Here is a 26061-nt window from a genome sequence, read left to right on the forward strand (position 1 = left end):
AAAAAATCAATGTTTATTATAGAGTTCTATTGAATAACAGCTGATATATAACTTTTACGTAAGCATTGCCAATAAATCCAGCTGCGTTGTCAGTCCACCAGACTTGCTATAGCTGTGCGTTGCCTTATCTACCGTCCATTTTAGCCCGTCTATTTCTACTTTAAATCCTTGCAACGTAATGGGACTTTCGGTGGTTACGGCAGGGTAGGCGTAAGCGGTGGAGATACTGAACTTGGCTTGTTCATCCTCAATGCGCTTCATCTCCGCCGCCGCTGCAGCAGCTGCTGCCTGTTCGCTTTTATAAGCGCCTTTTAGTCGTTTGGTCTTGGTATTAGGGTCGTCTCCGCCACCACGCTTTTCAACATTGCCGGCTGTCGCTGTCTTTTTGGTTGCTTGAGCCTTATCCTGATATCGAGCCGATACACCTGTATAGTCGCCCTGTCTGTCCTCAACGCTATAGCGAAACTGATCACCTGTCTGACGAGTAATAACGGTTATATCTAGTGGGTGGCCACTGACACTGACACTGACATTGGCATTGGCGGTAAATATTAATAGCTTACCATGCTTGATATTTACCACTGCTCCATATTGATGACACAGCCGTGTAAGCAGATGAATGTCTGACTCATCTGTCTGGTCAACGTGACCAACATCAATACTGACAAGCTCTGGCTTGATTGATAGTGTTAGCTGCTGACGCTTAGCGACTGTATCAGCAATTTCACCCAGTGTTTTATTATGATACGACTGACTATGGCCAGACTTCAGTGATGATGTAAAGTCCGCTGATTTTGCTGTAATGCTTATAGTGTCTGGCGTACCTGACCACTCGCAGCCATCAACAATGTAAGTACCCATATCATGGACGCCTGAGTCTTCAAACCCCATCCAGCATTGTAATTTGATCCCACGCTTGGGCAGCTCAAGCGCACCGTCGTGGTCATCCAATGTAATCGTCAATTCGTCAGCATCAAGGCTTTTATTATCAGTGACAGACACGGTCATAAGCCGTGCCATAACTTTATCATTAAGCGGTTTATTATCAGCGGTGAGCTGTAGTACTGGAGTGCGTAACATCGTTATACCTCCTGACCATCAGTAGTGACCGCTTTATCAGTCTGAATGCGGTCATCATCAACTCGCATTAGCTTCATGGTGCCATCAATCTTACGCGCCACACCTCTATTGGTAATGTGCGACCGTGTCTCATCAATCGCGGTGATAGCAAACACGCCATAGAGATAGCCGCTACCATCTATGAGCACGTAGCCGCTGCCACTGTCTGCCATCTCAGATAAATCATCGATTGACTGCCGGTTGCCAAACCCGTGTGACTGATAGATTAGGAATGGTATTGTCACCGTTTCTTCACCCACGCCAGTATATTGGTGTTGGTCACGACCCTGTGCAATAGAGTTGCTAGCATAAGACCACGACCGGCTGCGTTGCAACTCACTGTATGTCATGGTATCGACACTGAAAACAAATTGTCCGAGGGCTAAAAGCATTACCATTGCTCCGCTAGGTCATAAAGTGCTGTGTTATTGTTTGATTGACTACGCTGCTGCTTAGCTAGTGTCGCTGCGACTAACTCTGCAATCTGTTGCTCTGACTGATGGGCTTGGGCATTTACGATGATTGTAATCGGTGCTGCATTTTGAGCATTATTAGCATTACCACCCATCATTGCTGACGCACTGATTGGCTTACGGCTATCAAAGCGAATCTCGCTCGTATCCATTGCATCGCGCAAGTTGTTGCTGGTTTTTAGCATGGCTTGAACAGGGCTATCATTTCTTAAAAGTCCATTATTCAAACCTTGCATCATGAAATCACCGTAGCCGGCAAACACACGACTAGGAGAGTGTATGCCCATCAACCCCGTAAATGCGCCTTTGATTCTACCTGCCACGCCTTTGATACCATCAACAACGGCAGTAGCTCTGCTCATAATGCCATTTTTAAGGCCATCCATAATCTGACCACCCATCGCTGACATTTGAGCAGGCAACCCTGTCAAAAAAGCCATCATGCGGCTTGGGATACCTGCTACATAGCTAACGGCCGCACCACCATGTACGACAATCATCGCCGCAAAGGTACCAATGGCTGTGCCAATAGTTTGCAACCCTAACGCCAGTCCGCCTACTAACCCAGCAACGACTTGACCAATTAAGTTAACAATCGTCCCTAAAACAAAACCGAACTGACTGCCATAAGATGTTGCTGTGGCTAATTGCGAATCGGTCGCTTGGAATGGTGCAATCAGTGACATCAGTGCTGAGCTGAGCCAAGTGATGCCTGCAATAATTAAATCTAATACAGGACGTAACGGCGCGAATGTACTTGATAGCATAGAACCTAAACTATCCAATGTCGCTTGAAGCGGTGCTACGCCCTGTAAAAACCCTGTCCACATCCCTGCAAAAAATGCTTTAACTGGTTGCCAGTACTTAATTAGTAGTAAGGCTGCTACGGCAATGGCCATAATCGCCCAGCCAATTGGTGTGGTGAGTAGTGCGACTGATAACTGGCCAAGCGTTGTAATTAGTAAAGGGATAGCGTTACGCGCTAGAAACCAGAATGTTCTGAAAAACAGCTTACTAAACCACATTAGGGCTTTACCCATTAGCTTGAACTTACCCCAAAAAGAGATGCCCAATTTGGCTAGTATGGCGTTAAATATCATCATGACTGCACCAAACTTGATAAAGCCCGCCGCCATGCTGAAGAACGTGCCAAACATTAAAGCAGCACCGTATTTAACTGCCCATATTGCCGCATTAATTTTGATAAACTTTACTACCAATGAGGCTATGGTTTTGACCAGTTCGGGATTTGCCTTCACCCACAGACTAACTCTATCCACCATATCGGTGATATTGGTAACGAGGCTTTTAATCTCAGGTGTAAAGACTTCGACGACGTTCACCATCGCTGAGGTAAACGTACCTTTTGCTGCATCCCATAGATTAGCTAGCGTACCTAGCTGCGCATTGATCCGCTGCTGAAGGCTTGCTTGGACTTTCATCTGTGCAACTGTCTGATCGTATCCAGCCTTGCCTTTGCCAATAATAATATTTAACGCTGTTAAGTTCTCTTTATCTGTCCCATAGAGTGTCTCAATGACTTTGGTACGCTGCTGAGAGTTTAAAGTTGCTAGCTTGTCCATTTGTTTAAAGAAGTTATCGATACCACCAAACTCTCCTTTGCCATTCGTAAAGTCCATCGCGATTTCTATACCATAGTCTTTTTTTAAACTTTCTAACTTATCAGGCAAGTCGAAATCAAGAGAGCGTGACAATATTTTGCTCATCGCATTACCTGCTGAGCCGCCCTCTGTCATACCAGAGTTACCCAACATCGTTAGAAATGGTGATAACGCCTTGATACCCTTTACACCCTCCATTCTGATTGCTTTCATGCCGGGGGATAGTCCAACGAAGGCTTGTTTAATCCACTCAGGATCTAAGCCTGTATGATGAATGCGCTGGACAATATCCATAAACTCCATCATGTCTTTGGATGCGACTTGGGTGGCATCAGATAATTGCGCAACGAACTTTGCAGAGTCTGAAAACTCCATTTTCATGATGATGGCTGTCTGTCCTGCTGCTTCGCCAATACCTCCTAAAATTCTCTCTGCAGATATATTTTCTTTAATCAGTACGTTGAACATTTTTTGAAAATCAGATATCGAACCCGGTAGTTTCTTACCCATTTTCCCAGCGAGATCTGTTAGCTCTGAAAAGCCATCGCCAATCTTTCCTGTGCTATCCATCATTGATACTTTAAGATCGGTGGTCGCTGATTCAGCATCCATAAAGGCCTTGATCGGGATAGACGCTAATGCCGCCATACCACCTACTACTAGCGCATTGTTCACCACTTGCTGCCGCATCTGTTTCCGCGTATCTGCAAAGGAGAGAGACAGGCTGTCGGCTTTATTGTGAGCGGCTGATATGCCTTTGACGACTAGCATAAAATCACCGGCTAATGCTTTGACGTGTTGACGGCTTCTGGTGAGTAGGCTGTTTGTGCGCTCAATTGGTTGATTGAGTCTGCTCATAGCATTACTGTTGACGTGTGCCAAACTACTATTAAACGCATCGACTGTACGTGTTGCACGTTCGAACGATCTTGATAGTTTGTCAGACTTATCAATAATACCGCGCAGTGGCGCGGAAATATCATCGATCAACTTGAGTGTTGCGGATAGATCTAAGTTGTTCGCCATATGACGCGCCTATTAAAATTTATTTATCAGTTTCACTACGCTTGCGCGCTTTTTCGTGCCAATCCATTAGCTCGTCTACATCCATGTCCTCGCAGTCAGACGGTCGCCAATGAAAGACGACCGCTAGATCAGCAATCGCGTCATCTACGCAGTGGGGGATGCCTCGGCTTTCGCGGTTTCTGCCTCTTGACGCGCTTTCGCTCGCTGATCCTTGCTGGCGAAAAAACCGACCACCGCTGTAGAGATACTTAGAAAATCTGCTGGATCTAATGCGGCGACTTCATTTTCAGTGAGGGGTGGCGTACTAACACGTGGCACCAGTTTGATGACTGTATCTACGTCTAATTTTAGTAAGTCTGCTAGCGACAGACCTCGCAGTGCACCAGTTTTTGGCTTATTGATATTGACTTCTGCGATAGTCAAATTGCCGCGAATGATAGGGTTGTCAAACTCAACGGTCTCGATATCTGGATTGATTGGTAGTGCTGGTGGGGCAGTAGCATCGTCTTTTTCCTTTAGTTCTTCGATGGTGGCAGCTGAAGTATCTTTGCTCATAATAGTTGTCCTGGTATGTTTGATTATTGGTTTAATTAAATGATTAAAGTAGGAAATTGGCCATGTTTGGATGATAGTAACCTCAGTGTCACTATCTGGAGATCGTCGCCTTGGTGAGCCGTCACCTCACCAACTAGCTAATCGCCATTTATCCAAACGTGACGTTTGGCCAAAAGAGTTATAAGCCTAACTGCGCATTGATTTCGCTTGTCATGTCTTTATCGCCAACGATGAAAATACCGTTCACAAAGTCGACCTCGAGCAAGGTGACACCATCATCAACAATCTTGAGATATGTCACGCTATACGTCAGCTCATGCTCGTTGATGCTGCCAAGCTCAAGCTCACCTAAAGGTAAGTTGGTAACAGACCCACGCATATAGACATCACGCACAACATGGGTACAGGTATCTTGACGCTCGTATGCACCAATGTAGCGAATCGGCAATGCCGAGACACCACAGTAAGCAAGCTGTGCAATGTGACGGCTATCAACACCCGTGTAAGTAACGGTCGCCTCCATCGCCTCAAAGCCCATATCAAGCTTGATGTCACCGATCATACCGGCTGCGCGGAAGTCCTCGGTCTTTTTGACAATCTCGGGCAGGTTGATGGTTTTGGCTGTGCCGGCATAGCTGTCGCCATCGACACGGACGTTAAAATTCTTAAGTACTGCAGGCATCTGTTTTGCCATGTGATTAATCCTTGTAGTCGTTTACGCTTATACGCCCTGTGCGATGAGCTTGCCAAAGTCAATAAGATAGCTATCCGTAATACGCTGGTTGAGTTTGAGGTTCTCAAGCGTGGGCACAGGCGTGTAGTCATAGTCGACCCACAGCATGCCTTGGCTTAGATCCTGAGCATTGTTCAAGTCGTCGTTATACCAGCATCTGGCACCAAGCAACCAACCTTGTGAGACAGTAGCGCGAAGCTTGGCATTGATGGATTCGATAATGTCTCGCACAAGCACCGGCGTCAGAGGTTGATCGACAAATGGGAAACATCCTTCAATGATGGTGTCCAGTAGCCATTGAGCTGTGAGCACACCAGTTTCAAAAGCGAAGCGAGGATCTGATGAGCATGTGCGGTTGCCCCAAAAACGAAAACCCTGATGTTGAATAACAGACGTGACTTCGTTGGCATTCAGGTAGCCGACTTCGGTGTTTGGATCTTCTAAATCCCATGTGCGCGGCTGCATAATACCAGCGATACCGGGCACAGGAATATTTGAGATCGATTTGGTGAAGCTTGATGGATATGTGTCATCGATGAGCGCGCGCATTGCGAGGGCTGTAGCGATAATGGGGGTTACTTGGGTCATGGTTTTATCCTTTTATTGTGGTGCATTGCTTTGGTCGTAAATAGCACAGCCATATACACTTACATCGTGTCCCCACTGTTCCAACGTAAAGTCCACTGCATTAGAAGGCAGGTTATTAATTACTTTAAACGTTAATTTAACATCAGCAGGTATACGTGGTAACGATAACACCCCAGCAGGTACAGTCTCTTCAAGACCCCATAAGTAGATAGGCTGTCCCTCTACCAGCTCTCCGTTTGGTGAATAGTCAAAGCAATTACGCACATTCATTTGACGCATTAAATCAATGCCGCTGTATAGGAATAAATAGTTGGCAATCCACTCAGGTGTGCTTTCGCTATTGAAATCAAGTGCGCTAATATCAACTGATAAATCGGCAAAGCCATCATCGCCGTTGTAATGAAAGACTGCTTCGCCGTTCACTTCCAAAACTGCTCGCAAGATAATTTGCTCTTTACCAACTGGTAAAATGACTTTAGGTACAAATTCAAGGGCGGTAGGTGTACAAGATACTGACTCAGAGTTTAGTGGAACACCCCACTCACCATCGATTAAGACAAGCTCACGATCACCGTAAGTATCGCGGTACGCAACGATAGCGGTCTTATCTGTAATAAGAGAACCATCTGTTTTGCGTGGCGATGCGTAGACAATGCCGCGACGACGCTTTGCAATAGAGACGAGCTTTAAAACCACATCTGGTGTATCAAGCTCTGGTGCTCCAAATCGTTTGGGCATGAGTCCAAAGCGAGTAGGGCAGGTTAGTAAAATGTCTAGACTGTCGGCCTCAAATGAGGCCGACACACGCAATACAACGACTGTGGGGTTGTGAATATCGCGTATCGTCTGCAGACAATCACGTAAAGTGCCATCTGTACCAGCTTTATCAATATTGTCTTGAGTAATGCCAGTGAGTAGCACTGGTGTGCCAACTGGGTACATAGTGTCATCGGCATCGGTGCTGGTAACGACTAAACCTAGTACGCTAACGTTGGCATTACGCATTGGCAGAATGCCCTGTGTAACCTCTTGTGCTGATATACCGTGGTGAAATCCAGCCATAGTTTTATCCTTTGACTTGTTGATTAATTAAATTAGCGACCTTTAGTGACGCCGTTTGATAGATTGTTAATAGTGACGTTGCCTTGTTTGATATATCCTGCGAGACCGCCTGTGGCCGGTGGTATGTACCACGACGTATTACTAGAAGTGGTCTGTGTAGCCTCACCTGAACCTGAATATTGATAAATCTTGTCAAACGTACCCGCTTGGCCAGACTCACCAAGACTGCCTCCATTACCGCCCTGCGAAAGAGTAGGGTCATCCGCCTCAGGATATATACTGCTTTGAGTTGAATGATAAGATGCTGGGTTTATTGCTAAGTTCGCACCTCCTAAACCAGCACTATTTAGGCCAGCGTCTTGAGACATTTTTAGCACCACAGAGCCACCTGCAGGCATCTCACCTGTCCAACCTGACACACGGTAATCTCTAAAATTACCCGTTGCTTGAGATAAGCTTGTCGGCTTTATTTCTACGAATATATATCGTTCTTCATTCGCGCTAGGGGCGTGATAACTTGCATCATAATAGTAGTCGCCATCCGATCCGGGCCAATTGGCAAAAGCTTGATCAGCAGCTTGATTTAAAATTTTATAAAACTTACCGTCATTTGGTAGCGGTAGCTTCTTACCTGTAAAAGCCTCATCTGCTAAGTACATGCTGTAAGTAGATTCGTTTGGTGAACGCTTACCATATGGCGCACCGCCGCCAGTACCGCCACCACCAACCACAAAATTGTAACTACCTGCCGTTTCATAAGCGCCTAGACCGCCACCGCCACCACCACCACCTGCAACAAGATTGAAGTTTTCGACAACGATAGCTCGAGCTAATGACTTAATAGCAGTGCCACCATTACCACCAGCCACTGGCGGTCTCGTAGTAGATTGCGAAGGATTATCCGTTGTGCGACTGTAAGCACTACGCCCACCGTCACCACCACGACCCAAAATACGACCACGGTTTTCGATAATTGGATCGTTCGCACCAGTTGGCCAATTAACGCCTTCCGTGATGGCAGGGGTGGCAGTGTTTGACGCGATGATATCGACACCAGCGTCCACAATGAAGCGCACCGTATCAGTAGCAGAAGGATAGCTACCGGACTGAGCTTTGTAATACTCTGCTAGGTCAATACCTTCACTAGTTGACTGACTGATATGTAGAACGATTTCGCTATGGCCAGCGTCATTAACCGACACATTGATAGATAGGTTAGCTGGTGCACCTACGGTCAGACGCACATGTTTCTGTGGCTCTGCTTCGTTATCGTCAGATGTGGTCGTAAAGTTAACAATCGCTTGGCCATTATTTAGAATGACCGTTCCGCTGTCTGTCTTATCTGGACTGGTGATATCGTTACTGGCGCTATTTAGAATGCCTTCTTTGACAGTCCAGTTGAGGATTTGACCGTCAGGTAAGTTGTTGGCCGTAATAGTAAAACGGACAGCATCGCCTTCGTTGACTGATGACTTGTTGGCAGTTACTTTCCAAACGGTTTCGACCACAGTTGATGGGTCATAACGTTCAAATAAATAACTGGTATAAATAGGATAGATGTGTGGACGTGCAGTTGTTGCAAGCTCAGTATTACCAAGTTGCCCAAGCGTCAGCATAGGCTGACCAATATGAGTATCGCCATCTTTTACAGCCACCAAACCGATACCTTCTAAGCGACGCCAATGCGTCTCAAAACCAAACATGGCATCAAATAGCGGTTTAGGGTTTGTTTTACTATGTGACCAGTACTTATGGCCGTATGGATATGCGAGAGTCAAAAATTGAGCAAAGCGTGGATTGCTGACAAAATGCTTGGACACCCATGATTGGGTAGCCGTTACTACGTTGGCATCGATCACTAGATTAACATTAGGATTATCAATACTGATGACAGCTTTGATACGGTAATCAACTGCTGCAGTAGAGCTGGCGACTGGCTTTTGTACCTCTGGCACTTGACCAACCCAAATCAAATCACCGGCGCTATCAATTAAACCAATCTCACGAATAAACCAACCACCTTGGGCTTGTGGGACGATACAAGTAATCTCGTATTGCCCAGTGATTGCAGTACTTGCAATGCTCTCGACTGAGCCTTGATAGCGTTTACTCACCAACACTTGCTGGTCAAGACGCTGACTAAAATCAACATTTAGGCCTTGACCCACCGCAAACTGAGTAATGCGCACAGATGGGCTACCAGCATTGGCAGCGGCAGCCAGTTTTTGTTGTCCAAGCGTGGTCAGTAAGAGTTGATATGTCATGGTGACGCCTTTAGTCAGTAGCTGATTTTTATTTAAATTTTACTATGTACTAGTGTTGTCTCTTGGCGGTGGTAAATCACCTGACCCACTATCTGTTGGTGGCATAGTGCCGCTACCATTCTCTGGTGTAACCATCGTCTGAATACGATCGATGTCAGCGCCATCAAACACAATAACGTCACCTAGTTTTTTGATCGTAAACAGTTCTGATTTGTCTTCAGCAATCGCTAAGGTGCGTTTAGGCGCAGTAGTGTAATCAGCTAAATGCTCAGGATTCAGCAACGTGTAAATGTTCAGATTCGTTGCAGTACTGGTTACGGCTTCAACATATACTGAGTCAAAACGTGTACGCAATAATGCCGGATTGAAAATTACATCGATGTTAGTACGAGCAGTACTGTCACTGATGAAGATGGCTAAATGACTTGCCGTAGCAATACCGTCGTCCTCAATCACATCAAAATCTACGATGTATTTGCCGGTATCGTTAGCGACGGGGTTATTAACGGTTTTGGTTACGCCTTGCGGCTGTTGATTGTTGGGCATGATAAATCCTCAGTTAGTGATAGTGATTTCAACACCGACAGCTGGAACAGCATATGCGGCGATAGTTGCATTTACAGATGTACCAAAATAAATATCATAATGAGCTGATAGACGTTTAACGGCATCAACGACCGCACGGATTTGGCGCACTGAATCAGTGATAATTCCATTCATAGGATTTACTTCAATACTAAAAGTACCGGGTGTACCTCTCGGAATTTTTTCAAACCACTCGATAACGCTGGTATCGTAGTTCATGACTGCAAGTGCGCGCTTTACTGCGCCTAGTGTGCCCTTACGTTGGTGTACCCAAATAGAGTTTCTAATAACATTCCGCTGCGTCTCAATACTCCACGCATCATTCCATTCATCAACGGACCAGGCGTAAGCCAAAAAAGGCAGGTATTCAGCAGGGCAGTTGTCCGCATCCCAAATCAAATCAAACGGCACATCTATTGATTCAAGACGTGCGGTCAGTGTGGCAAGCTCACGCTCGAGCGGCTTGCTATTGGCAGGGAGTAAAGATAAGTCAGTCATTGCTACTCATCGCTTTAATGTCGTAGCTCGTGCAATGTGCAACTTGTGATACGTCAACCAATACATCAGTAGCTGGGCTAATCAGTTCAATGCGGCTGACGCCATTTACATCTAACGCACCAATAATTCGACTGGTAGCAATGCGTCGACCAGGCTTAAATTCGGAGCGTAAATAAGCACGCAAATTATCTAATCCTTGCTGAAGTAACAGACTTGGACTGATACCCGATTTGATATAAATCACAGCACTAATTTGATACGACTTTGCAGTAGCACTATGTACGCGTAATAGGTCAGTTAAAGGGCGAACATCATCAGCGGTCAGCGCGGTCCTAACCTCGTTAATAGCACTTTGATCAACACCGACGGTTTTGGTTGCCTGCTCGAGTACGTCACCATCAATCTGGCCAGATAAATACACGTCTACTTCGGTGGGCGCGGGGCTGTGAACGGTAGCGTTAAATACTTGGGCACTCGCAGATAAGGCGTGGAATAAATATGCACCGGCACTACCGGCCTTTGTTTCCGCTTCGACTGATAATGCCAAACGATCACGATAAGCGGTATCGTCTTCTAAAATCTCTGGTGTGACTGGATTGGTCGTCAAATCTTTTACTTGCAAAATCTTGCGCTGTACGCGGTAATAAGTGACACCGATATGATCCAAGTCAGCGCCATTAGCATAGGCAAGCATTAAGCTACGCGCTGTACGATTGACTTCAGATACCTTTAAGCTATAGCGGTAAGCCAGTACTTCTAATATTTTATTAACTGGCTCTGACTCTAATGCCAACGCTGCATGTATAGGATGATTGGCTGGGAATTTGGTAGCAAATTCAGCACGGATCTCAAGCAGCTCATCTTCAGGCGAGATAGGCTTGATTAAGTTCGGCAGCGGTAAGCCTTGCAAATTAATCGCGGTAAATACGTTGTTCATGTAGCACCTCGCACTAAAGATAATGATGTGGTCAGCGTTGAGCTGTCAGCGCGTCTCATTTCGATCAATGTATTCCAACCGCTGTTGATGCCGTCATTAATCAAAGACAAACTTACTTTGCTGACTTTGATGCGTGGCTCCCAGCGAATAAGAGCGGTCGCTGTGGCTGCCATGAGTTTTAATCGAGTAGCATCATTAGCCGGGGAATCAATCAAAAATGGTAAAAGGCTGCCATACTCGCGGCGCATTAATCTGGTACCGAGTGGCGTGGTCAAAATGTCATGGATCGATTGACGTAAATGATCTTCTTGATTTAATAGGTCGCCATTGGTCCGAGACATACCCGTTGCATAATTATTCATACAGGGTCACCAGACGTATCAGAGCCGCTTTTAACATTTCTATGACCGTGATTACCTAATTTGATTTCTTTTGCATAAACTTCGTCGTCTGATTTAATAGCTTCATCTGAGTGGATGCCTTTATCAACTTGAAGACTGCCGGTCATACGTGTTTTTGGCGTATCCAATACAATGCTGGTTTTTGACCTGATAAGGGTCTCGCTGATATGCATTGTGAGTTGGCTCTTAACGACATCAATACTGCAGAAGTCAGTGTTGTTGTAGCGGATGCGTATCTCATTTGGGTCGGTGCTTGGGCTTGGATGATGATCGCTGTATAAGCTAATGACAGGGATGGCATTAGCAAGTTCACCGCTTGGTGAGACCAGTAAGTATTGCTCACCAATACTAGGACAGCGCCATGCGCTGATAGATCCAGCTGCGATAGTAGGAATGTTTACCCAATCGGTCACATTGTCGCCAACAGCAAGACGCATTAAAGCACTGTCAGCATCGATATGCGTGACAGTGCCAATGGTGGCGATATTGTGTAAGCGTCGTTGGGTTTCTGCGTTCATCGCTATAGTCTGCATTGGAGCAACGCCAAGTGCATCTAATGCTTAACCGCAAATAGGAGTTACGGTTAAGTTATTGGAAACGATAGATCATGTGATCTTCGTATGATGAATTTTTGTTCATTTGCGCTTTTAGACTAATCGTTTTGTAATTGCCAATTCGCTCCCAAGCGCGGGAATCATGTTTTTGAAGAAAATCAAGATAAGCTGGCAATTCACTTCGTGTACTGCTGAAGAAAATATAAGGTGGTCTTACATACTGCATCAGCTTTAAAAATTGCACCATGCCGAAATACTCTTTCTGTGCATAAGCGCCTTGCTGCGTATTGACATAAGGCGGATCAAAAACCAGTAGGGTCTTGGGTTGATCAGCGTACTGAGGTATAAGCGTATCGTATGACTCGCAAACAACCTGCACCCCTGTTAAATAATCATCGATACTCAAAAAGTCAGTACGACGTAAAGAGTTATATAAATGACTTGTATATAACTCATCTAGACTCGTGGCATGTTTACCGGCAAATAATAACCATGTTGACAACACGCGCATGTCAATGTGACCTTTAAAGTTTTTGATTACGTCTATAACCTGAGGCTTAATATTCTTATCTAAAAGCGTTTGGCGGGGGTAGTTAGATAGTACGTCCATTAGTTTCTGGCGCAATATGTTGCTGTCAGCAACGTGCTTCAGGCGCTCAGAATAGTTGTCAAAATCATTAAAGATAACTGTTGCTGCAGGTTTTAAATGCTTGGCATTATTACTAAGTAGACCACTGCCACCAAACACATCAATGATAGTCCAGCCTTCACCATCATCAGGGATATGTTCATCAAGCACCTTGCGAAAGAGTTTCAAGAAAAACCGTTTTTGACCAACAAACGGTAATGGCGCTTTATGTTGAAGACTTGGTTTTACTACATTTGAATCGCTCATGAGAGTCTCTTTTAGTTTGAGACTCAAGGTCTTCTAATGAGACGCTCTTGGCGTTCTGTGTAGTGTTTAATTTTTTACAACGTGGACATTTAACGGCGACCACTGCCTCACCTGAGATGCGAGCTAATAAACGCCCACACTCAATACAACGAAAATCATGCATGATTAGTTACTCATTTAATAAAAATTCTCTTATCTCATCAATAATTAACTCAATATCATCATCGGACCAACCGATGGTTTTTCGCACTGGGTAGCGCGTGGGTTTTGAGTTTGGATTAGGTTTAATGGTTTTGCCAAATTGATGGACGGCCATCACTTCAGCTGTGCGACCGGCAAAGCCAATCTCTGCATGCTTGCTGCTGTATGCAGTTTTAAGCATCTTAGGTAATCGTTGAAACATAGCGCCACGTTTGATGCTACCAGCTTGGTCACGCTTACGAGGTGTAAATCGCTTTCCGTCTGGGTCTTTCTGCGCTTTGATACGGCGTTTCCATACAATACGCATCTTGGTAGAGATCTGACGGTTAAGCCTAGTCTTTTGCTGTGGACTTAATTGTTCGTTTATGCGCTCAAGCCAAGACGCTAATTCATCAAAGTTGTCACTCATTTGTCGACCGCATCAGCTAGCTCTTTTGGCACAAAATCACTGAGAGATTCAGACCAAACTTTGGGTGGGCAAAGATGATAGTCACCAGCTTCATTAATAACCAGTTTATCTACCAGACCGATATCAACGCTAAGATCATATGTCTCGGCATCTATGATCTCGCTGTCAAAATTCAAATCCGGTACCGCATATCCTCTTGATTGAAACCACTTACGAATAAAAGTCAGTATGCCAAAAGGATCATTATCACGGCAGTCAATAAATAAAAAGCGTGCGGTATAAGTAATGTCACCGACCTTGGATGCCAGCTCACCATTCACCAAAAAAAGATGCACTTTATCAGCGGTCAGTTGTGACTCAAACTTGGCCAGTAAATCATCTTTTAATTGCTGCAGGTATTTCATTTACTTAGTCCAATCTAGTTGAGCGGCGGCAGCTTCAAGCTGCTCAACAATGCGCCGTGACCAGCCTTTACCAAAAGCGCTCCACGTGCCAAGGCGGGTAAAAAAGTCTAGGCGTTTAGCCAGAAACTTAAAGACAACGACATCCGCAGGCATATTATTAACAGCGCCAATAGTCTGTGATCCTACAATGCCATCAACTTGTCGACCAGTAATGCCAGCTGCTTGTTGTAAGAATTTAATAGCGCGATTAGGACCATGATTGTATGCAGCATCAAAGACTTGCGCGGCAACAGCAGGCGCAAATTCGTCACAGTGCGCCGCATCCCAATATGACTTTTTAGCTACTTCTTTGGCAAACGACTTGGGTAAGTCTCGCATAGACCCTTTATAACCGTGTTTAACGGCAACGCGTTTGGTCACACCGTACATCGTTTCACCACCAGGGTCACTTGGGTGATTGACATAACCACCTTCGTTCACCATTAATTGGTCAAACGCTTTATCAAAAAATGGATTGTCAGTCATTAGATTTTCCTTTGTCAAAAATATGGTTTAACCGTGTATTAAAGCTTTGAGCTTTGGTAGCTTTTGCTTGTTTAACGAGTAAATGCCACGACAAATACATGGCTGCGACTAGTGCCAAGCAGCCACCACGTATAAACATATAGCGCACAGGCAGTCTGTCGCCGAGGATACTGGTGTCATAAGCCAAGTAAACAAAACAGACCAGTGCATAGCATGCTAATACTCGAAATAACCACCAGCCAACGCTGTCATGACAGCGTGTACGCATTAGCATCAAAAATAAGATAAGTGCTGCTAAAACCATCGCAGACACATTGATAATTACCATCATTTGCTGACTCCCAATAACTTAGCAGCCCAGTCAGGTAGTATCTCCACCATTTTTTCCGACTTAACAACCGCAACGACCAGGCGTAAAAAGAAGTAACCAATACCTGCCCATAAAAAACTCACGAGCAAGACAATATCGTCACTACTATCGATATAACCCATCAACTCAAGACTGCCACGGGTAAAAAACAGCCCTGCACCAAATCCCAAGAGGATATGCCCAAGACTGGTAGCGCTTGGCGGAAACTTTTTATCCTCACCGAATGCCAAAAAACTACCGACAGCACCAATGACAGTCGCGACCAACATAGACGGCGTCAAGAAGGGCAGAGACTCAGAGATCGCCGTATCAGCTTTAGCGTGTGAAATCGTCAAAAACATCCAAACAGCAATGGCAGCAAGCCACCCAAGCGCACAACCTATACGCATTAGCCAGACTTTTTTAGTAGTCGGTTTTTTCATGAATTAATCCCATAGTTTGATAGTTGGTGCAGCAGTGGCAGCGTTGTCATCGGGCAAAGTAATAATTGCTTGAGCCGGCAACACAGCAAAAGGCGAATACAAAATATTGCTCTCAATAAGTTTCGGCAGCATCTCTACTGATCGGTTGGCATAGACTCTGTAAGCGATAGCATCAAGCGTATCGTTTTGTGTAGCACGTATCGTGCGCTGATATTGAGCGCTGCTCATAAGAGCTTCACACGATTGCGCCGACGGCCAGTCATGTCAGCAATGCTATGACTAACGATACGTCGTAGACGGTCAGACTTGGTTAGTTGTACGTCGCCGCTGATAGCGCCTTGGCTTGTCGTGTCATAGTCGACGTAATTATCGGCAGTAAGGGCAGCAGCTTCATGCATCACAGCACGTTTATAAGTACGATCAAACGTATCTCTATCGATACGCTTTGTAGATAAGTGCCGCTCGAGCGTGAGCAGACTAAAAAGGGTGGCAGGTAACTCACCGTTGACGATGTCGTAAGCAGTGCCGATATAGCCGGCAATACGCTGGACGCCAATCGTCTTATCAATCCGCATTAATTGCACCATATCGTCTGTACTAATCGACGGTAGATGCGAGTAAGGATTAAGGACGGTTGTAGATTCAACTGGTTGATTGATCAACATGACGTTACCTGCAGATAAAAGAAAAGCGGTAGTCACTTTGACGTTGGTATGATGCGATCAGCAAATAGCATTGTCTTAGTGAGCCGCTTCCCGGGTGGGGATGTTACTCTCCAGCTTTGGTGAGCTGGGCGAGGTCTTTTTTGCAGCCGACTTTATCATCAAGCTTAATCGCAATCTCATAAGCAGTAATGGCTTCGTCAGGCTTGGCATCTTTTAAGCTGTCACCAAGTACGCGGTATAATTTGGCGCGGACTTGGTCTGGCATATCTTGTGACGTCGTACTGTCGATAGCACGCTGGATTAAATCAGCATAGACAGCAGTATCAGTATCTTTTCTAATGCTTAGCAATTCATCTGACAGCTGCTCGACAAAGACGGTGGCCACATCACGAGTAAACGGCTCAGGCATAACAAAATCGTTAAGCAAAGCGTACTCAGCAATATCAGTTGCTGTCTTAAATTCATGAGTGTCTAAACACCAGACCATCAGCTTAACGAGCATGTCATCTTGATCGCCGACGCCTTCAGCAATTGTTCCTTCAATCCAAGGCAAGTAGCCTGGAAGTAGGTCAGCCTTCAGCTCTTTCTTATGACTGATAGATTGAATACCTGATAAGTTTTGATCATCGTTCCAAAACTTGAGAGCAATGCCACCAACATTTTCAGGAGCCGTACCGCTATCAGTTTCGGACGGCGCGTCAGAAATGGGTGTTGATTGACTAACCATCGTTGTACCGGTGCGACGACCTAAGACCTGGGCTGATAAGCGCGGGTCATTATTGGCAGCTTTGGCTTTTTTGGCAGCAGTAGTACGGATAAAGTGATCGCGTAGAGAGTTACTTTTCATCATTAACCCTCCAACACAATGTTTTCAATCAATACTGTTTTGCTATAGTCTTCGACCACATAGCACTCATTAACTGATTGATAATCAGTAGTACGATCCCACTGTGGCTCATCAATAATGTGACGGCGCTGCGACCCACGTAACTTGTAAATAGACAGGTTGTCATGAGTGGTGATAAGGAGACCGTTAGGCACAAAAAAGGCTGGGGTATCTACTGGTAGGGAGCCAAGCTGCTTTTTCTGATATAACGCGTTAGCAGCGATTTGCTCTGTCGGAGAATGGTTTTGGTTAAGCAGTCCGACATATTTATCAGAAACCAAGTTACTACTAGCGATAGCAGTTAAACCACTTGCTTGGCGATGTTGCTCTGCAATCAATTCATTCTTGGCCATTTCGACCAAAGCGTCCATATTTTTGAACTCTTGGCCAGCACCGATGGTGATACCGTCAATATGACGCTCGGGATTGTAGGCGCGAATCTTCTCAAGCCAACCAATATTCACGTCTTGCAATAATGGATACAGATCTTTATTTGATGTTTTTGCGCGATGAGTACCATTAAATCCAATGCGCTGCATATCTTCCGCAACAATCGCAACAGCAATGGCGGCAAGCTTCTGCTGGAAATCAGGCAGATAACCCCAGTTGTCGATGACTTCGTATAGATAAGCGATATCAGAGTTGGTCTTTGTACAGAGATAATCGTCTACCGCTTCAAGATTAAAGATATCGGTAGGACGACGTGGTTGAGAGCGCGTGTCAGTAGTGCTGGCTGCCGTTTTATTGCCACCAAGACCTAGTTTTTGGCCATGTGCATTTTTAACACCTTGGATGTTAATTTTTCCAAGGAAGTCTGTCACTTGACGGTAGACTTCAATGAGTTTCTGTTCAATAGCAGGGGCAACATTAAAAGCTGCATTGAAGTTTTGCGCGCCATTGATGCGTGCAACTTGTTGTTTGTACTGCTCAAGTTGCAAAGTCGTTTGTGGATCTAAAGTAAACATAAAAGTCCTTTGAGGTAAAGAGATCTAAATATCTAAGAGCACGTCATTCGATGCCGGCTATATTAATACTCTGTTAGTTGAGCACCGCCACCAGTGATAGGAGGTGTATTCGTTAGATTGGTAGCTGGTTGAGTAGAGAGCTGGGTCTTAAATTCTTCAAATGCAGTCTTTAAATCAGACAAATCTGTTCGCAAACCTTCGTTTTCTTTAGCAACGTCATCTGTTTTTTCATTAAGCGTTTTAAATGACTGCAGTACCAAATCTTGCTCTTGAGTGCTCATGCCAGACTTTTTGGACGCAAACATAGTAGATAGCTTTTGTAAAAAACCATCGCCTTCACTTTGATTGTTAAGGTCTTGAGTGTTGTCATTTTGAGGAGTTGGCTGCTCAGCAGGGTCAGTATTATTTGTCGCTGGGTTTGTTTTATCTTTAGTCATAAGGATAAGCTCTTGGTCATTAGGGTCGGTGCAAAGTGCGTCGGCATTACGGTTAAATTTAAGAGGTTCGATGCCGCGAGAAGCAGGTTGATCGGTGACAGCTAGACCAACTAAATAAGCGCGATCTGTATCTGCAAATTTTGGATAAAATTCGATAGATGTAAAAATCTTTTTGCCTTGCTTGTTAGCCTCAACCAAATCCGGTAGTACAGATAACGTCGCATACAGACACATTAGCTGCACCTCAACGCCATTTTGTTTAAACGTCTCCATTTGATGATCAACTTTAATGATGTCACCCAATGCACCTACATCGTAATTGCTGTTGAGTCCAGACCATCGACCACTCATGTGTTCACAGTTAATACGAGCCGTATATTCAACAGGATCATACGTCTCAGACATATCAATAATTTGCTGTTGAGATAAAGATCGACCATCAACAGTTTGCCCCTCACGGGCGACGCGAAAGCGCTTGACGACTCGTTTACCGGGCAATGCAGTGTCAGCCATAATTAATCTCGGTTGTTAAGGTTTGGTAGATTTCTAAATAGGCTTTAGTGTGTCGGTTAAAGGGGTTTAGGGGCAACTGATTGATAACCGTAAAACGGCTTTGCGGTTACAAACTGCGTGGTTGTAAGGGTTGCGAGCTATAAGCTATAGCCCTATGACTAATGACAAATCCAACACTCTAAATGCGACCACAGAAGAAAACCGCGAACGTGCGCGGTTGCTGTACGCACAAGGCCTAAGCGTCACTCAAATATCAAAAACGTTAGAAGAAAAGCGCCCAACTGTCGCTAGTTGGAAAAAGCGTGATGCTTGGGAACGCGCAAGTATTTTTGAGAACGTAAAGTCAGCAATGGAAGCGCGTATTTTGTCTCTGATTAATACCGAGAACAAAAGTAACGCGACGTACAAAGAAATCGATTTTTTTAATAAACAGCTAGAACATGCTGCAAAAATACAGCGATACAACGACGGCGGTAACGGCGCAACACTTAATCCAAAGCTATCTAATCGCTATAAAGAAGATCGCAAACCAGCTGTTAGGAACTTATTTACAGAAGAGGACATTGATGCGCTAGAAGAAGCGTTTAACTTGATGCTAGATCCGTATCCGTTCCAGCAACGTTGGGTCGAAATATTAAACGGCAATAAAAAGCATCGCGCTGCGCGTATCTTTATGATGCTAAAGTCGCGGCAGATTGGTGCTACATATGTTGTCGCTCTATGGGCATTGATAAATGCCTTACGCACTAAAAAGAATAAGATTTTCTTATCAGCGAGTAAGGCGCAGGCTTATCAATTTATCGAATACATCAAATCATTTGTTTTTGAAATACTTGGCAGGAATATTGGTGGGGAGCCAATTGTACTGTCATTAGAAGACAATACGCAGGTCAGTCTGTATTACATGGGCACTAACGCATTGACAGCACAAGGTCGTCATGGCGATGTGATCATGGATGAATTTTTTTGGATTCGAAAATTCAAAGAGTTTCGCGCCGTTGCATCCGGCATGGCGTCACAAAGTCATTTTCAACAAGTCTATTTGTCTACGCCGAGCAGTGTATTGCATGAAGCCTATGCATTCTGGACAGGTAACGATGGTGTCAATAAAAAAGATATTGATACCTCACACAGTGCATTAAAGTCTGGTCGTTACTGTGGCGATGGTAAATGGCGTTTAATCGTCACGATCAAAGATGCGATTAAAGGTGGTTTTGATAAGTTAGATATAGCACAGCTGCTATTGGAGTACACACCGGAACGATTTGCCAACTTGTTTATGTGTGTGTTCTTAGATGATAGCAATAGTTATTTTCCTTTGTCAGTACTGCAACCGAACATGGTTGATAGCTGGGAAATCTGGAACGACTTCACGCCAATGGGCAGCAAGAAATTTACCAAACCTGTTTGGGTAGGGTATGACCCAAGTTTCACAGGTGACAAACCAGCGTTGGCAGTCATCGCACCACCCGAAAAAGAAGGGCAGCCATACCGGGTGCTTGAGCGCATGCACCTCGACCACATGCCACCGCACGTTCAAGCTCAGCATATAAAAAAGGTTTGCGAACGCTACGACGTTGAATTCTTAGGTATAGATACCACAGGTGCAGGGATATCAGTCGCTGAACACGTCAAAAAATTCTTCCCAAATTATACTGCTATTAACTATAGCGTCGAGAGCAAAACGCGTATGGCTCTGAGAGCTAAAGAACTATTTACTAGACGTAAACTACACTTCGATGCTGGCAGCATTGATATTGCCAAAGCCTTTATTGCTATTAAGCAAGCACTGACTGGTAGCCAACGCCAGATGACATTTATCAGCAGCCGCAGTAAAGAAGTTGGTCATAGTGATATTGCTTGGGCAATCATGAATGCGCTTGAAAAAGCACCACTCGCTAGTACGGACCAAATCAATGACGGCGTCACTAAATCACGAATAAGGGTACATAGATGACAGACACAGATGAAAAAGCCAGCTCTGGCAAAAAGATAATTATGCACAGCTTTGGTGATCCTGAACCAGTACTTGATGGTCGCAGCATGTTTGAGTACGAATTTTGCCCGATGTATCAAAATCACTATGAGTATCCTTATGATATTGATGCAGTGGCTAAGCTGTATCATGCAACCAGTCATCATACTAGCGCATTGATCACCAAGCGTAACGTATTAGTCAGCTTATATAGACCACATCCAAAGTTGAGCCGCAAAGACTTTATTGGCCTAGTGATTAATTTGCTTGTATTTGATAATTCTTATGTACAAGTAGTAAGAAACAGACTTGGAGGTATACTACAGTTACGTCCGAAACTTGCACGTAATACAAGAAAGGCAATCAAAGGTGACAGCTACTATCATGTTGACTATAGACAGGGCGCGGCGATTGAATATAACGAGCAAATCATCCACTTGTATAATCCTGATATCAACCAAGAGATTTACGGTGTACCGGATTATCTCAGCAGTGTTAATGCCATTACACTAAATGAGGCAGCAACTTTGTTTCGTCGCAGGTATTATAAAAACGGTGCTCATGCTGGTTACATCTTGCATGTGTCAGATCCTTTATCTACACAAGAGGATGTCGATGATTTAGAGGATGCAGTACGAGAATCAAAAGGCGCTGGTAACTTTAAGAACTTATTTATGTATACGCCAAACGGTAAGCCGGATGGTGTCAAAGTTATTCCTTTAGCAGAGGTCGCTGCAAAAGACGAATTTGCTAATATCAAGATTGCATCTCGAGATGATACGTTAGCAGGTCACCGAGTACCTCCTCAGCTAATGGGTGTGGTACCAAACAATGCTGGCGGATTTGGGGATACTAAGAAAGCTGCAGAAGTATTCTACTACCACGAGATCTTAACATTACAAAACATGTTGCTCGACATCAACAACCAAGTAGGCGAGGAAATTATTTCATTCAACGAATACGAGCTGACTAAGTCTCAAGAATAAATTTATTTTTTAAATTAAAAGGCCACTCAAAATGAGTGGCCTTTTTTCGTCACCTGACCTTGCCAAAAATCACTCCCTCCCGCCCGAGTTCCGCATACTAAATGCCTTTATTTTAATGCATCAAAACGCCCCCAGAATGCCCACAGCCGTACGGTATCGGTATAAGGGTGTGATGCAATATGATGCAGTTTGATGCGCGTTATGCAGCGATTTTGGAGTGCTTAAATATGAGGGCGATAAAAAGAAAAGGTAATAAAGGTAATAGTCGGTAATAACAGATGTAAGTATTTGATTTATATATTAAATATTATTACCTCTAAAAGGTAATAAGAGGTAATTAAAAAGGTAATAAATTATAAATTATAATAAAATCAATGTTTTATATTGTTGGGTATATTACTTTTAATATAGGTAACTTTTTACTTGTATATTACCTTTTTATTACCTTTTGGAAAATCGCTATAAGCCTTATAGATAAAGAGATACAAGAGAATAGATTATAATTATTACCTTTATTACCTTTTTATTTGACTATGTGAAATATCTAAGCATTAAACAAAATTATTCCTTGCCGTACATTCTTGGAAAAATTTGGATAGAGCCGTGGGCTGGGCATGGGCTGGTGCATACCGTTAATAGTGGGGAGTATGATAGCTGTAACCGTTGATTTATAAGGGTTTTATGTTTTAGTTACTGGAGCCGAGGACATATACAGAGGTTTCGAATCTCTCCGTCTCCTCCAAATTCAAAAAAAGCCCCAATCATTGCTGATTGGGGCTTTTTTTATGATAAATTTTATAACACCATTTTTATCAATTATCTGAATGACTGCTTTTACTTTATCAGCGATTCATCGAACTCAATTTCTTGCCCATTCTCTAATATCAACGTGCCTTTACTGATAATAATAGTCATGTCTTTGGTGTTTTTTATGGCACGCATGACGTTAATGTCCTCAATACTACTTTCAATAATGATTTTGCCAGACTGCTCTGGTTGAATGGGCGGATCAAACTGTGTCAAGGGCACATTGAATCTTTTGCCTTTCGTCAGCTTCGCGTCTTGCATGATTAGCGTGCCTTTAAAGCTTTGAATAGCGACCTGACCGTGATTTGATAGCATAAACTGCAATTTTACTTGGTTTAAGCTATCGTCGTCGCTGGTCTTGACTGGCAACAGAGCGACAGGGTAGTTCTGTGCATTGGCACTATAAGCTGGCTGACTGCTGACAATAGGGCTTTTTTTACCCGTTGGATTGTTTGGATGTAGTCGTTCATATTCACGCTGTTGCACAAGGGCTTGTTTAATAGTGGTACGTGGCATCGCGCCTGATTCGTATGCGTCACTGAGTTTCATTCGCAGCATGTATCGGCTAAGTACTTGTTGATCGGCCTCAGACAACTGCTCAAAAGTTTGCCCCAATTTCTTTTGCCATTGGTCTGAATCTGTCGGTATGGTTGTTTTACTTGGGTCAGTCTGCGGCGATGAGCAGCCAGTCACAATTACTAGCATTGCTACCGTCATGGTTGAAAACAAATTTTTGTTGAAACGCTGATGTAAGCTCGTCATCGTACACCTCCTTGTAAATCTTTATTATGTTGAAACCCAATAAATAGTCGCGATTATTTTATTAATATACCTCGTTTAATGACAGCTTGTGTTTGATTATGGCTAAATACGGTAGCAAATTTAATACAGCGCTAAAAAGACGAGTGACTTTAAGTACGAAAGGGAAGCACATAACGAGAAGAGGATTTAAAAAATATCAATAATGCTTTAATCTTTATAACAGACAAAAAAAGACCAAGTTCGCTGTAGCAAACTTGGTCTTTTTTAATAAAAATCATTGTGAGGTTTTATACGACCGACCAGTGACTTTTTAAATGTACTCTTCTAATGGCATTTAATAGCAGTGCTATTAATCGTTGTTCTGTAGCTCAGACAAAGGATGAGAAATATTGTTATTGTGCGTTACCACAATAGCCTCATCGATGATGTGTTGGCTCACACCGCGCTTACGCAGGGTTTCGATAAATACTTCATCATGGGCTAGGGTGTAATCCTGATGGTCACGATCGAGACCTTGACGAATATACAAGCGTATAAGACCTTGAATACGTTTGAAACCTAACTCAGACGAAGTCGCTTCTAGTAGCGAAATCATTTCTTCAGACAGACGAATGCTGACTGGCCGCATGATTTTTTGCGGATGATCAGAAAACTTATTTTTTATACGTACAGGTATCATAATAAACCATTACTTTTAGTGAGTAGGAGCAAAGCACTCAAACAAAAACAAACCCAATCAAGACTAACCTTACCATACAACAAAAATGTCTAAAAGAACACCGCAGCTGTGCTAATATTATTAGAAGTAAATATAAAAGGGGTAACAATAAAAAAACCTCCATCAAATTATGATGAAGGTTTTTAGTATATGGCTCTCCAACCTGGGCTCGAACCAGGGACACACGGATTAACAGTCCGTTGCTCTACCAACTGAGCTATTGGAGAATAGATGGTCATAACAGCAGATTGTTCATGCTTTATATCAAAGCGATTACTTATCTTGTTTGCGTTATGTGGGGCACATTTTAGCCAAGTCGTTCGAGGCTGTCAACCTTATTATGACATTAATAATAAATATTGTCGTAACTTATCAAAAATAACCCGTAATCCCTTATTGAACGGGCTGTTTTGGTGAACCCCTATATCTGAAATCTTTATTGAGTGACTAGATTAGGTGACTAGGATTAAATAACTAGGAAAAGCCTTAATTGATAGGCCTTTACAGAAGGTTTTAGCTGTATTCATTCATCATTAAAATAAGCACTCATCAGTGTTAGTTATCAGTCTTTGCAATCATATTTGATTAGATGAATTGCCTATCTTTTTGAATACTAAGAGAATTTGCACATCGCCTAGAAATATAAAATTGTAAAATTACCTTCACATTGCTGGTTTATTTCTATAGAATACCGACCGTATGGTTTCTTTTGTATACGGTGCTTTGCTGCTATGTGCCATAAATTGTTATGGATGTTCTAAATATGAGTCCTACCACTATTGCTTATGGATATTTAGCCATTGCTATCATTTGTGAAGTGATCGGCACCACCTTCTTGATGAAGTCAGAGCAGTTTACGCGTTTGGTACCGACGCTCATTATGGGTTTGCTTTATGTCATCTCGTTTTACTTGTTGACGCAGACCCTTAAAACCATACCGCTTGGTATTGCCTACGCGCTGTGGGGCGGACTCGGAATCGTACTGACATCACTCGTGGGCTTGGTGTTTTTTAAGCAAAGCCTCGATACAGCAGCAGCAGTTGGTATCGCTATGATTGTGGGTGGTGTGATGGTGATGAACTTATTCTCTAATTCTGTGGTGCATTGATATGGAAGTGGAAAACGCTTACAAACGTAAAAAACAGCCAGAAGTTGTGCGTCGGGCGCTGCTCGATCAGGCAGCACGAATAACGCTAGAGCAAGGGTTGTCTAAAGTGACCTTTCAAGCAGTCGCTGATGCTGTTGGGGTAACTAAAGGTGGCGTTATGCATCATTTCGCCACTAAAAACGCGCTTATTTTGGAAGTGTTTCATGACGCGATGGCGAAGTTTGAGGCAGAAGTAGATACAGCAATGGCTAAAGACCCCGTGCGTTATGGCTCTTTTACCCGCGCTTATATCGATGCCACGATTAGCCTAGGCGAAAAAGGACAGGCAGAATTTCATAGCCAAGCAACGTTGTATGTATTGATGCTAGGTGATAGTGAGCTGCGCGAATTATGGGCTGAGTGGTCAAATCAGCAATTGAAAAAGCATGAGCCAACTGATAATACCGAGACCTTATGTATGGCACGTTTGGTCGCTGATGGGATTTGGCTCTCAGATTTTTCCGGCATTGACATAGTAGACAAACAGTCATTACGTGATCGCTTGATAAAAATGACGCAACGTGGCTTCGATGCATAAAGATGGTGCAGCGCGTTTA

At 43.8% G+C, this 26061-nt stretch carries 32 protein-coding genes and 1 tRNA gene; 4 read left to right on the forward strand and 29 right to left on the reverse strand.

The features are described 5' to 3' along the window. Nucleotides 1-54 precede the first annotated feature (54 nt). The 26 genes from IE130_RS00800 to IE130_RS00925 form a co-directional block, all read right to left on the reverse strand. Complete coding sequence (locus IE130_RS00800; protein ID WP_227676094.1) at nucleotides 55-1080, reverse strand: contractile injection system protein, VgrG/Pvc8 family; 1026 nt, start codon at nucleotides 1078-1080, stop codon at nucleotides 55-57. 2 nt (nucleotides 1081-1082) lie between these two features. Further along, a complete protein-coding gene (locus IE130_RS00805; protein ID WP_308430246.1) occupies nucleotides 1083-1517 on the reverse strand; it encodes a phage tail protein in 435 nt (144 codons plus the stop codon). Next, nucleotides 1511-4240: a phage tail tape measure protein gene (locus IE130_RS00810; protein WP_189580263.1), complete on the reverse strand. Its 2730-nt coding sequence runs from the start codon at nucleotides 4238-4240 to the stop codon at nucleotides 1511-1513. Before IE130_RS00810 ends, IE130_RS00805 begins: the two co-directional genes overlap by 7 nt. 19 nt (nucleotides 4241-4259) lie before the next feature. Further along, entirely contained in the window at nucleotides 4260-4400 is a 141-nt protein-coding gene (locus IE130_RS00815) for a GpE family phage tail protein (RefSeq protein WP_189582441.1), read from the reverse strand. Next, nucleotides 4385-4795, reverse strand: coding sequence for a phage tail assembly protein (locus tag IE130_RS00820; RefSeq protein ID WP_189580266.1), 411 nt, complete (start codon nucleotides 4793-4795; stop codon nucleotides 4385-4387). Before IE130_RS00820 ends, IE130_RS00815 begins: the two co-directional genes overlap by 16 nt. Nucleotides 4796-4973: 178 nt before the next feature. Further along, on the reverse strand, nucleotides 4974-5489 hold the full coding sequence (locus IE130_RS00825; RefSeq protein ID WP_189580268.1) for a phage major tail tube protein: 516 nt from the start codon (nucleotides 5487-5489) through the stop codon (nucleotides 4974-4976). Between the two features lie 27 nt (nucleotides 5490-5516). Then, a complete protein-coding gene (locus IE130_RS00830) occupies nucleotides 5517-6116 on the reverse strand; it encodes a phage tail sheath C-terminal domain-containing protein (RefSeq protein ID WP_189580271.1) in 600 nt (199 codons plus the stop codon). A 12-nt stretch (nucleotides 6117-6128) separates the two neighbouring features. Further along, entirely contained in the window at nucleotides 6129-7178 is a 1050-nt protein-coding gene (locus IE130_RS00835; protein ID WP_189580274.1) for a phage tail sheath protein, read from the reverse strand. 32 nt (nucleotides 7179-7210) lie between these two features. Then, complete coding sequence (locus IE130_RS00840; protein WP_189580277.1) at nucleotides 7211-9442, reverse strand: phage tail protein; 2232 nt, start codon at nucleotides 9440-9442, stop codon at nucleotides 7211-7213. Nucleotides 9443-9484: 42 nt separating this feature from the next. Continuing rightward, nucleotides 9485-9988 (reverse strand): hypothetical protein, encoded by a 504-nt coding sequence (locus tag IE130_RS00845; RefSeq protein WP_189580280.1) that lies wholly within the window; start codon nucleotides 9986-9988, stop codon nucleotides 9485-9487. A gap of 9 nt (nucleotides 9989-9997) precedes the next feature. Further along, the gene (locus IE130_RS00850; protein WP_189580283.1) at nucleotides 9998-10525 is read right to left on the reverse strand and encodes a phage tail protein I; all 528 of its coding nucleotides are present in this window, start codon (nucleotides 10523-10525) and stop codon (nucleotides 9998-10000) included. Further along, on the reverse strand, nucleotides 10518-11462 hold the full coding sequence (locus IE130_RS00855) for a baseplate assembly protein (protein ID WP_189580285.1): 945 nt from the start codon (nucleotides 11460-11462) through the stop codon (nucleotides 10518-10520). The genes IE130_RS00850 and IE130_RS00855 overlap by 8 nt, the downstream gene beginning before the upstream one ends. Next, the gene (locus IE130_RS00860) at nucleotides 11459-11824 is read right to left on the reverse strand and encodes a GPW/gp25 family protein (protein ID WP_189580289.1); all 366 of its coding nucleotides are present in this window, start codon (nucleotides 11822-11824) and stop codon (nucleotides 11459-11461) included. The genes IE130_RS00855 and IE130_RS00860 overlap by 4 nt, the downstream gene beginning before the upstream one ends. After that, complete coding sequence (locus tag IE130_RS00865; protein ID WP_189580292.1) at nucleotides 11821-12381, reverse strand: phage baseplate assembly protein V; 561 nt, start codon at nucleotides 12379-12381, stop codon at nucleotides 11821-11823. Before IE130_RS00865 ends, IE130_RS00860 begins: the two co-directional genes overlap by 4 nt. A 70-nt stretch (nucleotides 12382-12451) precedes the next feature. Then, nucleotides 12452-13312: a DNA adenine methylase gene (locus IE130_RS00870; RefSeq protein WP_189580295.1), complete on the reverse strand. Its 861-nt coding sequence runs from the start codon at nucleotides 13310-13312 to the stop codon at nucleotides 12452-12454. Then, entirely contained in the window at nucleotides 13272-13475 is a 204-nt protein-coding gene (locus IE130_RS14375; protein WP_189580298.1) for a Com family DNA-binding transcriptional regulator, read from the reverse strand. Before IE130_RS14375 ends, IE130_RS00870 begins: the two co-directional genes overlap by 41 nt. A 6-nt stretch (nucleotides 13476-13481) precedes the next feature. Continuing rightward, nucleotides 13482-13922 carry a phage virion morphogenesis protein gene (locus IE130_RS00880; RefSeq protein WP_189580301.1) on the reverse strand — a complete coding sequence of 147 codons (441 nt, stop codon included), beginning with the start codon at nucleotides 13920-13922 and terminating at the stop codon, nucleotides 13482-13484. Further along, nucleotides 13919-14326, reverse strand: coding sequence for a phage tail protein (locus IE130_RS00885; protein ID WP_189580305.1), 408 nt, complete (start codon nucleotides 14324-14326; stop codon nucleotides 13919-13921). Before IE130_RS00885 ends, IE130_RS00880 begins: the two co-directional genes overlap by 4 nt. Next, nucleotides 14327-14851, reverse strand: coding sequence for a glycoside hydrolase family 108 protein (locus IE130_RS00890; RefSeq protein ID WP_189580308.1), 525 nt, complete (start codon nucleotides 14849-14851; stop codon nucleotides 14327-14329). Continuing rightward, nucleotides 14844-15182: a hypothetical protein gene (locus IE130_RS00895; RefSeq protein WP_189580312.1), complete on the reverse strand. Its 339-nt coding sequence runs from the start codon at nucleotides 15180-15182 to the stop codon at nucleotides 14844-14846. The genes IE130_RS00890 and IE130_RS00895 overlap by 8 nt, the downstream gene beginning before the upstream one ends. Beyond that, nucleotides 15179-15643, reverse strand: coding sequence for a hypothetical protein (locus IE130_RS00900; protein WP_189580315.1), 465 nt, complete (start codon nucleotides 15641-15643; stop codon nucleotides 15179-15181). Before IE130_RS00900 ends, IE130_RS00895 begins: the two co-directional genes overlap by 4 nt. 3 nt (nucleotides 15644-15646) lie before the next feature. After that, entirely contained in the window at nucleotides 15647-15871 is a 225-nt protein-coding gene (locus IE130_RS00905) for a tail protein X (RefSeq protein WP_189580318.1), read from the reverse strand. After that, nucleotides 15868-16308, reverse strand: a complete 441-nt coding sequence (locus IE130_RS00910; protein WP_189580321.1) for a head completion/stabilization protein — start codon at nucleotides 16306-16308, stop codon at nucleotides 15868-15870. The genes IE130_RS00905 and IE130_RS00910 overlap by 4 nt, the downstream gene beginning before the upstream one ends. Before the next feature lie 103 nt (nucleotides 16309-16411). Next, nucleotides 16412-17155, reverse strand: a complete 744-nt coding sequence (gene gpM / locus IE130_RS00915; RefSeq protein WP_189580324.1) for a phage terminase small subunit — start codon at nucleotides 17153-17155, stop codon at nucleotides 16412-16414. A gap of 2 nt (nucleotides 17156-17157) precedes the next feature. Beyond that, nucleotides 17158-18159, reverse strand: a complete 1002-nt coding sequence (locus tag IE130_RS00920; protein ID WP_189580326.1) for a P2 family phage major capsid protein — start codon at nucleotides 18157-18159, stop codon at nucleotides 17158-17160. A 62-nt stretch (nucleotides 18160-18221) separates the two neighbouring features. Beyond that, a complete protein-coding gene (locus IE130_RS00925) occupies nucleotides 18222-19109 on the reverse strand; it encodes a GPO family capsid scaffolding protein (RefSeq protein WP_189580333.1) in 888 nt (295 codons plus the stop codon). Between the two features lie 154 nt (nucleotides 19110-19263). On the opposite strand from IE130_RS00925, the gene IE130_RS00930 reads away from it, so the two are divergent. Together IE130_RS00930 and IE130_RS00935 are read left to right on the forward strand one after the other, a co-directional pair. Next, nucleotides 19264-21066 (forward strand): terminase large subunit domain-containing protein, encoded by a 1803-nt coding sequence (locus IE130_RS00930; protein ID WP_189580337.1) that lies wholly within the window; start codon nucleotides 19264-19266, stop codon nucleotides 21064-21066. After that, entirely contained in the window at nucleotides 21063-22070 is a 1008-nt protein-coding gene (locus IE130_RS00935) for a phage portal protein (protein WP_189580340.1), read from the forward strand. The genes IE130_RS00930 and IE130_RS00935 overlap by 4 nt, the downstream gene beginning before the upstream one ends. Nucleotides 22071-22904: 834 nt before the next feature. On the opposite strand, the gene IE130_RS00940 is transcribed toward IE130_RS00935, so the two are convergent. The 3 genes from IE130_RS00940 to IE130_RS00950 all read right to left on the reverse strand — a co-directional run bounded on the left by IE130_RS00940 (nucleotide 22905) and on the right by IE130_RS00950 (nucleotide 24584). Beyond that, nucleotides 22905-23639, reverse strand: coding sequence for a hypothetical protein (locus IE130_RS00940; protein WP_189580342.1), 735 nt, complete (start codon nucleotides 23637-23639; stop codon nucleotides 22905-22907). A gap of 349 nt (nucleotides 23640-23988) precedes the next feature. Then, entirely contained in the window at nucleotides 23989-24318 is a 330-nt protein-coding gene (locus IE130_RS00945; RefSeq protein ID WP_189580346.1) for a CopG family transcriptional regulator, read from the reverse strand. A gap of 190 nt (nucleotides 24319-24508) precedes the next feature. Beyond that, nucleotides 24509-24584, reverse strand: a tRNA-Asn gene (locus IE130_RS00950). Between the two features lie 536 nt (nucleotides 24585-25120). Here IE130_RS00950 and IE130_RS00955 point away from each other — a divergent pair. Next, complete coding sequence (locus tag IE130_RS00955; protein ID WP_010196452.1) at nucleotides 25121-25465, forward strand: DMT family transporter; 345 nt, start codon at nucleotides 25121-25123, stop codon at nucleotides 25463-25465. 1 nt (nucleotide 25466) lies between these two features. Next, nucleotides 25467-26042, forward strand: a complete 576-nt coding sequence (locus IE130_RS00960; RefSeq protein WP_189580347.1) for a TetR/AcrR family transcriptional regulator — start codon at nucleotides 25467-25469, stop codon at nucleotides 26040-26042. Nucleotides 26043-26061: the final 19 nt, after the last annotated feature.

Origin of the sequence: Psychrobacter glaciei (assembly GCF_014652895.1) — a bacterium.
Classification (GTDB): domain Bacteria; phylum Pseudomonadota; class Gammaproteobacteria; order Pseudomonadales; family Moraxellaceae; genus Psychrobacter; species Psychrobacter glaciei.